This window comes from Pseudomonas sp. SBT1-2, assembly GCF_028640875.1.
Lineage (GTDB): Bacteria > Pseudomonadota > Gammaproteobacteria > Pseudomonadales > Pseudomonadaceae > Aquipseudomonas > Aquipseudomonas chlororaphis_I.
Window position 1 is genome coordinate 33,631 of the sequence record NZ_JAQZAA010000088.1, and the last position, 9,766, is coordinate 43,396.

Annotated in this window: 8 protein-coding genes; 4 read left to right on the forward strand and 4 right to left on the reverse strand. The window is 68.1% G+C overall.

Annotated features, from left to right (window positions below; translation table 11 throughout):
* Positions 1-65 precede the first annotated feature (65 nt).
* From PVZ78_RS18685 to PVZ78_RS18695, 3 genes are read right to left on the reverse strand one after another with little or no spacing between them, the layout of a single operon-like run.
* The gene (locus tag PVZ78_RS18685; protein WP_273829063.1) at positions 66-2,303 is read right to left on the reverse strand and encodes a xanthine dehydrogenase family protein molybdopterin-binding subunit; all 2,238 of its coding nucleotides are present in this window, start codon (positions 2,301-2,303) and stop codon (positions 66-68) included.
* The gene (locus PVZ78_RS18690) at positions 2,300-2,773 is read right to left on the reverse strand and encodes a (2Fe-2S)-binding protein (protein ID WP_009049604.1); all 474 of its coding nucleotides are present in this window, start codon (positions 2,771-2,773) and stop codon (positions 2,300-2,302) included. Before PVZ78_RS18690 ends, PVZ78_RS18685 begins: the two co-directional genes overlap by 4 nt.
* The gene (locus tag PVZ78_RS18695) at positions 2,770-4,035 is read right to left on the reverse strand and encodes a c-type cytochrome (protein ID WP_273829067.1); all 1,266 of its coding nucleotides are present in this window, start codon (positions 4,033-4,035) and stop codon (positions 2,770-2,772) included. Before PVZ78_RS18695 ends, PVZ78_RS18690 begins: the two co-directional genes overlap by 4 nt.
* Before the next feature lie 302 nt (positions 4,036-4,337).
* On the opposite strand from PVZ78_RS18695, the gene PVZ78_RS18700 reads away from it, so the two are divergent.
* From PVZ78_RS18700 to PVZ78_RS18710, 3 genes are all read left to right on the forward strand, one after another.
* Positions 4,338-5,552: an MFS transporter gene (locus PVZ78_RS18700; RefSeq protein ID WP_273829064.1), complete on the forward strand. Its 1,215-nt coding sequence runs from the start codon at positions 4,338-4,340 to the stop codon at positions 5,550-5,552.
* A 116-nt stretch (positions 5,553-5,668) separates the two neighbouring features.
* On the forward strand, positions 5,669-6,568 hold the full coding sequence (locus PVZ78_RS18705) for a LysR family transcriptional regulator (protein ID WP_009049601.1): 900 nt from the start codon (positions 5,669-5,671) through the stop codon (positions 6,566-6,568).
* A 107-nt stretch (positions 6,569-6,675) separates the two neighbouring features.
* Positions 6,676-7,332, forward strand: coding sequence for a DsbA family protein (locus PVZ78_RS18710; RefSeq protein ID WP_273829065.1), 657 nt, complete (start codon positions 6,676-6,678; stop codon positions 7,330-7,332).
* 70 nt (positions 7,333-7,402) lie between these two features.
* On the opposite strand, the gene PVZ78_RS18715 is transcribed toward PVZ78_RS18710, so the two are convergent.
* Complete coding sequence (locus tag PVZ78_RS18715) at positions 7,403-8,761, reverse strand: OprD family porin (protein WP_016703080.1); 1,359 nt, start codon at positions 8,759-8,761, stop codon at positions 7,403-7,405.
* Positions 8,762-9,167: 406 nt separating this feature from the next.
* On the opposite strand from PVZ78_RS18715, the gene PVZ78_RS18720 reads away from it, so the two are divergent.
* A partial coding sequence (locus tag PVZ78_RS18720; protein WP_273829066.1) for a hydrolase occupies positions 9,168-9,766 on the forward strand: 599 nt, incomplete at its 3' end.

The window sequence follows — 9,766 nt, forward strand, 5'->3', positions numbered from 1 at the left end:
CTCGATCCTCGAGACATTGGCAGCGTGCGAAAGGACCGCCACCGAAATGGCGGCCGGATTCCAGGCTAGGCCGGCTGCTCGGAGCGGGTCAGCGGCAGGTTCAGCCAGCGCCGGCCGGTGGCATTGGCCACGGCATTGCCGATGGCGGCGGCCATGGGGCCCTGGACGATCTCGGCGGCGCCGAGGAACGCCTGTCCCGGCTGATCGAGCAGATGCACCTCGACCTGCCGGGGCAACTGTGGAAAACGCAGGATCGGATAACCGCTCCAGTCGTAGCTGCGCACGCCACCCGGGTCGTAGCCGACCTTCTCGAACAGGGTCCAGCTGGCGGACTGCACGATGCCGCCTTCCACCTGGTTGCGCAGGCCATCGGGGTTGACGATCTGGCCCACGTCCACTGCCGTGACCACTCGATCGAGCTGCACCTCGCCGGTCTGCGGATGCACCCGCAGCAAGACGGCGATGGCGCAGTAGCCCATGATGTTTTTGTAGCGGGCAAACGCGAAGCCGATGCCCGCGCCGGGTTCCTTGCCCTTGTGCGGCCAGCCGCTGGCGTCCCGCACCCGTTCGACCACCGCCCGTGCCCGCGGGTCGCTCAGGTGGGCGAGGCGCAAGGCCACCGGATCGGCGCCGGCCCGGGCGGCCAGTTCATCGATGCAGGCTTCGATGGCGAAGATATTGATGTGGGCCCCCAGCGAGCGCATGGCGGAGGTGCGAAACGGCATGCGGGTGACGAAGTTCATGTCGATGCGGGTGGACGCCAGGCTGTACAGCGGCACGGCATTGCGATCGCCATCCCCTTCGGGCTGGGCGATGGGGATCGACGGCGCGGAAACGAACGGCCGGGCCAACAGCCGCGCGGGAATCAAGCGGCCGGCATTGACGATGCGTTCGTTGTGCGGCGTGGTCCACAGCTCATAGGCCCAGTCCTGCAATCGGCCCTGGGCATCGAGGCTGGCCTGGACCTCGGTGAGCATGGCGCTGCTGTAGGGCTCCCAGAGGTTTTCCTGCTCGCGCATCCACTGCACCCGCACCGGCGTGCCGGCGAGCCGCATCGCGATCAACGCGGCATCGGCCGCCGCATCGTCCGCGCCGTTGTGGCCGTAGCACCCGGAACCCTCGGTATGGATGCAGCGCACCCGCTCCGGCGCCAGCCCGACCATCTCGGCAATCCCCGCGCGCAGCGGGTAGACCCCCTGGGTGTGGGTCCAGACCGTGAGCACGCCGTCCTTGAACCAGGCCACGGCGCAGGACGGGCCGATGGAACCGTGCATCAGGTACTGCTTGCTGAACCGCGCGCGATAGCTGGCGCGGGCGCCGGCCGCCGGGTTGCCTTCATGGCTGATCGGGTAGCGGCGCGCGGGCAGGCGGGTCAGTAGCGCGTGGATGTCCCGCGCTTCGGGGATCGCCTCTCCAGCGCTCCAGCGGGCCTGCTCATAGCCGCTGCGCATCGCCTTGATGGCTTGCCACTCATCCCGGGCGACCACCGCCAGGTAGTTGCCGTCCTGCACCACCCGCACCACGCCGGGCAGGGCCTTGATCGCCTCGGCATCGAAGGCTTCCAGGCGGCAGCCAGGGCGGGGCGGGCGGATCACCCGGGCGTGCAGCATGCCCGGCAGGCGCAGGTCCTGGACGAACGCGGCGCCGCCACTGACCTTGGCCGGGATATCCAGGCGCGGCAGCGAATGGCCGATCAGCTTGAACGCAGACGGTGGCATCGAGGGCGATTGCGCCTGCGCATAGTGGTGCAGGTCCACGCCCTTGACCGCCTCGGCATAAGGCATGCGTTGCCCGGCCGGGCCCTGGATCTGGCCCTCGTGCGTCGTCAGCAGCGCGGCGTCCACGGCCCAGCTGCGCGCGGCCGACGCCAGCAGCAATTGCCGGACCTGGGCCGCGGCGTTGAACAGGGCCGTGCCGCTGTCGAAAATGCTGTGGCTGCCGGCGGTGTAGCCTTCGTTGGGCGTCAGGGCGGTGTCCGCGCTGAGCAGGGTGATCGCGCCTGGCGCGAGGTCCAGGCGTTCGGCGGCAATCTGCAACAGCGCGGTTTTCACCCCCGTCCCCAATTCGGCCTTGCCGGTGTAGACGGTGACGCCTTCGGCCGCGACGCGGATCCAGGCATCGAGGTAGGGATTGGTGCGCAGGCTGCCCGGCAGATCGGGCGCCAGTACTACCGTGCCGAGGGTATCGACTTCGCTGTCGGCCAGCGCCTGGCGCGCCGCCGGGACCAGGGTGAACGCCAGCACCAGCGCGCCACCGCGCAGGAACGCGCGGCGTCCCTGGTCGACTTCATGGTGCCGGGTCATGGGGCGCTCCGCTCTTGCCTGGCCACGCGGCCGATGGCATCGATGATCCGCAGGTGGGTGCCGCAGCGGCACAGGTTGCTCGCCATATGCTCGCGAATGGTGGCTTCGTCCGGATGAGGGTCGCGCTCCAGCAACGCCTGGGCGCGCATCAGCATGCCGGCGATGCAGTAGCCGCACTGGGCGGCCTGGGCCTCGATAAAGGCTTTTTGCAAAGGCCCCGGGCGCTCCGCCGTACCCAGGCTCTCCACCGTGCGGACGGCCTTGCCTTCCAGGCCGCTGCAGGGCGTCAGGCAGGAAAAGACCGGCTGGTCATCCACCAGCACGGTGCAGGCTCCGCATTGTCCCAGGCCGCAACCGTACTTGGCGCCGTTGAGCCCCAGGTGATTGCGCAGCGCATACAGCAACGGCATGTCGGGCTCCAGCTCCAGCGCATGGGGCGAGCCGTTGACGTTGAGGGTCATGTGGGTCATTGCGCCTCCTGGCGTAATTCGTGAAGGGTGGAAGAAAGGTCGGCCCACGGCTGGCCCGGGCTGGCCTGTTCGCGCAGGAACGAGGCCAGCGCCGCCAGCTGCTGGTTGTCCAGGCTGGCGGCGAAGGGCGGCATGACCGGGCCGGGCAACCCCGGGGTGGCAGGCACGCCTTCGAGCACGGTCTTGAGAAAGTTGCGCGCGCTTGAGGCATGCAGCGCCGACGTCCGCTCCAGGGCCGGGCGCCCATCGATCTGGCGCATCGGCGCGGCCGGGCCATGGCAACCGGCGCAGGCGCTCTGGAACAGCTGGGCGCCAGGCGCCTGCTCGACCACCTCGGTAGGGCGCGCGGTGGCTGCAGCGGGTGCGGCGGGAGCGGAGTCCTCGAGGCTCAGCAGGTAGTCGGCAATCGCCTCGGCGTCGCTACCCGGCATGTTGCCCAGGCTGAGGCTGACCGGGCGCATCGGCCCGGCGGCGGTGCCATGGCCCTCGACCACCTCCGCCCGCAGGTAGCCCGCCAGTTGCTCGCGGCTCCAGGGCGCGGCGCGGTCGGCCAGGCCCAGCAGGGACGGCGCCTGCCAGCCGTCCACCCTGCCGCCGGCAAGATGCTGGGCGGACTGCTCGGCGCCCAGCGGGTTGAGCGGAGAATGGCAGCCGGCGCAGTGGCCGGGGCCTTCGACCAGATAGCGGCCACGGTTCCAGGTTGCGGACTGCTGCGCCACGGGCGCCAAGGGCTCCGCGTGCAGGAACAGCAGGTTCCAGAACGACACCAGCGGGCGGATGTTCATCGGGAAGTTCATCCGGTTCTGCATGGCCGGCGCATGCACGGCGGGGCCGCTCATCAGATAGGCGTAGAGGTCCGCGATGTCCCCGTCCGTCATGCGCCGGTAGTAGGCGTAAGGGAAGGCCGGATACAGCAAGTGCCCGTCGCGGGCGACCCCTTCGCGCATCGCCCGCTCGAAGGCCGGTAATGACCATTGGCCAATCCCGGTCCCGGCGTCCGGGGTGATGTTGGTGCTGTAGAGCGTGCCAAAGGGCGTTACCAGCGCCAGCCCACCGGCCAGGTAGCGGCCGCCGGGGCGGGTATGGCACACCGCGCAATCGCCGGCTTCGGCGACCCGCGCGCCGCGTTGCACCTGGGCGGCATCGAAGCGTTGTGGCGGTTCGGCCGGCGCGATCGCCGGGCGCCACATCAACAGCGCGGCGCCTATCGCGCCTGCCGTGGCGAGCACCACGGCGCCCAGCCACAACTGCCTGGCGTTCATCAGGTCACCCTTCATTGGTCCGTGGAATCCGCGCGGGCGGACAGTGATGCAGTCGAGGTCATGGAAGTCTCCTTGAGCCACTGAGGAGAGCGGTGACGGACCGCCCCGTGGCAAGTGCCCAAGGGTAGAGAAGGGGGGTGGACGGCGGTATTGGCAAACCGCGCAAAGACCTTTTGCGCCATCGGCAACGCCGGGATCGTTGCGTGATGCGCATCGCTCAATTGCCCCGGCGGTGGATTCTCCCGATTGAGCGTCGCGCCTAGCCTTGGCGAAACTTTTCTCCACGCGAACGAGGTTTCATCATGCCTACCGGCAACTTTGCAACGACGGCCCGCACGGCGCTGAAGGGCGAGCGGCCCGCCACCCTCTCTGGCGCCCTGGTGGCCTTGCTGGCCTTCTGTTGCGGCGCGGTCGTCGCCAACCTTTACTACGCCCAGCCGATCGTCGAGCTGATCGCCCCGCAGATCGGCCTGTCGAACGCCCATGCCAGCCTGATTGTCTCGCTGACCCAGCTCGGCTACGCCGCGGGCCTGCTGCTGTTGGTGCCCCTGGCCGACCTGATGGAAAACCGCCGCCTGGTGGTGGGGTTCACGCTCGCCGTGAGCCTGTGCCTGATCGCCGCGGGCTTTACTGAGTCACCTTCGCTGTTCCTGGCGCTGTCGTTGCTCATCGGCCTGACTTCGGTGGCGGTGCAGATTCTGGTGCCGTTGGCCGCGCACATGGCGCCCGAGGAAAGTCGCGGGCGGGTGGTCGGCAACATCATGAGCGGGCTGCTGCTGGGCATTCTGTTGTCGCGCCCGCTGTCGAGCCTGCTGGCCCAGGCGTTCGGCTGGCGCGGGGTGTTCTTCAGCGCCGCGGGCCTGATGGCGGTGATCGCCTGCGTGATGGCCGTTGCCCTGCCACGGCGCATGCCGACGCATCAGTCCTCCTATGGCGAGTTGATCGGCTCGGTCTTCGCCCTTGCGCGCCGTCATGCCGGCCTGCGTGAGCGCTCCTTGTACCAGGGCTTGTTGTTCGCCAGCTTCAGCCTGTTCTGGACCATCGTGCCCATCGAGTTGATTCGCCAGCACGGCTTCAGCCAGGCACAGGTGGCGGTGTTCGCCCTGGTGGGCGCGGTGGGGGCGGTCGCGGCGCCGATTGCCGGCCGGCTGGCCGACGCCGGGCATGGCCAGCGCGGCACTCTCGTAGCCTTGTTGCTGGCACCGCTGTCCCTGCTGATAGGGGCGCTGCCGGGCAGTGGCTACCTGTGGCTGGTGGTGTGCGCGGTGCTGCTGGATTTTGCCGTGCAGCTGAACATGGTGCTTGGCCAGCGTGAGGTGTACGCCATCGACCCGCACAGCCGGGCGCGCCTGAATGCGGTGTACATGACCAGCATCTTCGTCGGCGGCGCCCTGGGTTCGCTGGTGGCCAGCCCGCTGTATGAGCAGGTGGGGTGGAGCCTGTCGGCGACCTCGATTGCCGCGGTCCCTGGCTTGGCGCTGCTGCTGTTTCTGCTCCGTCACTACCGCCAGGGCTGAGGGTCCGGGGCGAAGGAGCAGGCGCAGGCCACGGTGCTTGAGCACAACCGTACAAGACACTCGGTGCGTGCTCAGGCATAGTCCCTGGCTTCAATTTTCGCTCGCGGAATCGGCTTATGGACAAGTTGCTGGCGCTGAAGATGTTCGTTGAAACCGTGCGCTGTGGCGGCTACTCATCGGCGGCGCGCAAGCTCGGCCTGTCGACGTCGTCGGTGACGCGGCAGGTGGCGGGGCTGGAAAGCGAGCTGGGCGCCAGCCTGCTCAATCGCACCACGCGCAACACCAGTGTCACGCTCGCCGGGCAGGCCTATTTCGACAAGGCCGTGGCGATTCTCGAGGCCATCGACGAAGCCGACGCCAGCGTCGCCGACCGTGGCAGCGAGGCCCAGGGGCATCTGCGGGCCAGCGTCCCGGTGGAGTTCGGCCGGCGCATCATCGCCCCGCACCTGGGGCGCCTGCTCGAACGCCATCCGGGCCTGGAGATCAGCCTGTCGTTGAGCGACCGGGTCAGCGACCTGATCAGCGAGCGCATCGATGTCTCGGTGCGCCTCGGCTCCTCGGTGGTCAGCGATGACATCGTCAGCAAGAAGATCGGCGACTTCCAGCGTTGGGTCGTGGCCAGCCCCGACTACCTGGCACGCACCGGCCTGCCGCGCCAGCCGAGCGACCTGCTGGAGCACCAGTGCCTGCGCTTCGACTATGGCGGCGTGCACCAGGACTGGACCTTCCAGGGCGACGAAGAGCCCCAGCGCCTGGGGGTGCAGGGCCGCTTGCAGAGCAACAACGCCGACATCCTGCGCGAGGCGGCGCTGGCCGGTGGCGGCGTGGCGCTGCTGGCCGACTGGCTGGTGCGCGACGATGTCGGCCAGGGCCGCCTGACCCGCGTGCTGGAGCGGTACGAGGTCAATCCCGGCACCGCCAGCACCTGCATCAACGCGCTGTACCTGCCCAACCATCGCGGCTCCAGCCGCATCAATGTGTTTATCGAGTTCCTCGAGGAAATCCTCGCCGCCTGAGCCTCGCTCGGGTCTCGAGCAAGACAGCGTTGCGCGCCCTGTGGCTACTCGTCCGGCAAGTGCGCGCCTAGAGTCTGGCCATCATGGGTAGAAGCAAGGTGGTCGCTATGGGTAACGTCATTCATCTGGCGTACGACTTCATCAATCCCTGGTGCTGGATCGGCGAGCTGAACCTGCGCCAGGCCATGGCGGCCGCGCACCGGCCACGGCCGATCGTCTATGTGCCGAGCCGCTGCGCGTTCGACCTTCCCACCAGCCGCATCGAGCAGGGCGAGTACGCCCGGCGCCGGTTCGGCAGCCTGGCGCGCAGCCGGTTGTTCGAAGCGCAGATCACCCGGGCCGGCCAGGCGCTGGGGCTGCATTTTGCCTTCGAGCGAATCGAGCGCCTGGTCGACAGCGACCCGGCGCATAGCCTGATGCTCGAGCGGGCCGCGCGCGGTGGCGACTGCGCCGCGCTGTTCGCGCGGATCTTCCGTGCCTATTTCTGCGAGGGCCGCGATATCGGCGATGCGCGGGTGCTCGCGGAGCTGGGCGGGGACGGCAAGCGCGAGCAGGAGCGGCTGCTCGACTACCTGCGCGGTGGTGAAGGACTGGCCGCGTTGCAGCGCCACAAATGCGATGCCGCGGACTGGTCGGGCGGGGTGCTGCCGGCCTTTCGCATCGGCGACACCCGGGTCTCGGGCGCCCAGCCCGGCGCCTTGCTGGCGCGGGTGTTGCGGGACGCGACGGTGGCAGACGCGCAGGTGGCCCATGCCTTGGGTTAGCCGTCATGTGGCTGCTGCCAACGGCGCTTCCCGGCGCATGGTCCGAGCAGGCTCGGCCCGCCGCGCAGGATCAGAACGGCCCGAGCTTGAGCGGGTACTGAATGACGATGTACAGCCTGTCGATGTCGTCGCCGGCCTGGGCGGCATTGGCCCGGTGGCTGACGTGGGACAGTTGCAGCGACAGGTCCTTGGCCGGGCCCGACTGCACGATGTAGTGCAGGTCCAGGTCGCGTTCCCAGTGGCGTCCGCCCCGGCCCTGTTGCGGGCTGTAGGTGCCGCTGGCGCTGTCGAAGGGGTTGTAGGCGCCGCCCTGGGGCGCGTGGCTGCCGTCGATGCCACGGCCGCTCACATAGCGGGCCATGAAGCTCAGGCCGGGAATGCCCAGGGCGCCCAGGTCGAGGTCGTAGCGCGCCTGCCAGGAGCGTTCGCCGGGGCCGTTGAAGTCGGCGTATTTGATCGAGTTGGCGAGGTAGATGGAGTCGCCGCCGACGAAGTCGAAGGGCGTGTCGCCGTGGATTTTCTGATAGGCCAGGGTGAATGCCTGGGCGTCGATCCGGTACTTGCCGGAGAGGCTGTAGGCCGTGGTGTCGATGGCGCCGGCCACGGCCTGGCCCTGGTCGCGGGTGCGGTACAGGTTGCCGTCGAGGAACAGCTGGCCAAGGCTGGCATGCAGGTTGGCGTAGTACTGGCGCCAGGTGTCGCTCAGCTCCGAGGCGTAGAGGGCGCCGCCCAGCGCCTGGCCGGCGAACAGGTCGGCGCCGATGAAGTCGATGCTGGCGTGGCGGGTGGTTGCCCCGTAGCCGGAAAAGTCGCCCTTGGCGGTCGAGGCGTCCTGGTTCTTGAAGGCGTTGAAGTGACCGGCCTGCAGGTCGAGCCCCTCGAGCTCCCGGCTGGAGAGCAGCAGGCCGCTGGCGTATTCCGGTTGCAGGCGTTTGTCGGCGGTGTCGAACACCGGGGTCGCCACGGTCATTTCACCGAGCGCCAGGGTGGTCCGCGAAGCCTTGAACTTCAGCGCGCCGCCGGCGCTGGAGTAGCTGTCTTCGCTGCGCCCGTCATGATCCAGCGGCAACAGGCCCGTCCCGGAATGCCCTTTGCCACCGTCCAGTTTCAAGCCCAGGAAGCCGTGGGCATCGACCCCCACGCCGATGGTGCCGGGGGTGAAGCCGGACTCGAACGAGGCGATGAAGCCCTGGGCCCATTCCTGCTTGTAGCTCTTGCCGGCCGGGGTCGGGGAGCGATAGTCGTTGTTGAGGTAGAAGTTGCGGCTGAGCACTTCAAGACTCGCCCCCTCGAGGAAGCCGGGGGTGTCTTGCGCGCCCTGTGCCGCCAGCGCCGGGGCGCCGCCGCTGAGCAAGGCGAGCAGCCACAGCGGCTTCAGGCGCAGGCGCAGCGGCCCGGGGGCGGTGAGGTGTTTCGAGGCAAGCAGCATGCTTATGTCCCGCGTCAAGGTGGGTGGCCCAGGACGCGGCTGGCCGCGGTTCCGGCAACTGCCGGTATGCCTTCGGTCAATCGGCGTCCGCTCGGCGTGGCCATCGGATCGAGGCGAAGCATGGTTGCCTATTACAGGGCGCGGGGATTGTACGGCTGTGCTGCATTCGGCCGTTTGCGCGGGCAGGCAGGCTGCAGATGCCGTTCGCGGTGGGCGTTGCGGCAGTTCTTGAATTGTCCCTGTTTTGGAATCAATGATTCTCGGTTTTGCTGGATTGTCCCTTTTTGTTTTGGCCCCTAAATTAGCCACCAAGCCGGCAGCAAAGCCTCCCCAGCGGAACCCGCGCCGAGCTCCCGAATTGTGCAACTCAACGTTTGAACCTACTCGACATCAAAAGGAACGCGCCATGTCTATCCGTGAACTGCTCAACCCAAGCAACTCCGCCCTTATCCTGATCGACCACCAGCCACAGATGTCCTTCGGCGTGCAGTCGATCGACCGCCAGACCCTGAAGAACAACACCGTGGGCCTGGCCAAGGCGGCGAAGATCTTCAACGTGCCGACCATCTTCACTTCGGTGGAAACCGAGAGCTTCAGCGGCTACATCTGGCCGGAACTGCTCAGCGTGTTCCCGGATCACCAGCCGATCGAGCGCACCTCGATGAACTCCTGGGAAGACAAGAAGCTGGTGGAAGCGGTCAAGGCCACCGGGCGCAAGAAACTGATCATGGCCGCGCTGTGGACCGAGGTCTGCCTGAACTTCCCGGCCCTGGAAGCCCTGGCCGAAGGCTACGAGGTGTACATCGTCACCGACGCTTCCGGCGGCACCAGCCAGGAAGCCCATGACATGTCGGTACAGCGCATGATCCAGGCCGGCGCGGTGCCGGTGACCTGGCAGCAAGTGCTGCTCGAATTCCAGCGCGACTGGGCGCACAAGGAAACCTACGACGCGGTGATGGACCTGGTGCGCGAGCACAGCGGCGCCTACGGCATGGGCGTGGACTA

Coding starts and splice junctions, on each gene's coding strand:
- PVZ78_RS18685 (WP_273829063.1), bottom strand. CDS start 2,303: ATGACCCGGCACCATGAAGTCGACCAGGGACGCCGCGCGTTCCTGCGC.
- PVZ78_RS18690 (WP_009049604.1), bottom strand. CDS start 2,773: ATGACCCACATGACCCTCAACGTCAACGGCTCGCCCCATGCGCTGGAG.
- PVZ78_RS18695 (WP_273829067.1), bottom strand. CDS start 4,035: ATGAACGCCAGGCAGTTGTGGCTGGGCGCCGTGGTGCTCGCCACGGCA.
- PVZ78_RS18700 (WP_273829064.1), top strand. CDS start 4,338: ATGCCTACCGGCAACTTTGCAACGACGGCCCGCACGGCGCTGAAGGGC.
- PVZ78_RS18705 (WP_009049601.1), top strand. CDS start 5,669: ATGGACAAGTTGCTGGCGCTGAAGATGTTCGTTGAAACCGTGCGCTGT.
- PVZ78_RS18710 (WP_273829065.1), top strand. CDS start 6,676: ATGGGTAACGTCATTCATCTGGCGTACGACTTCATCAATCCCTGGTGC.
- PVZ78_RS18715 (WP_016703080.1), bottom strand. CDS start 8,761: ATGCTGCTTGCCTCGAAACACCTCACCGCCCCCGGGCCGCTGCGCCTG.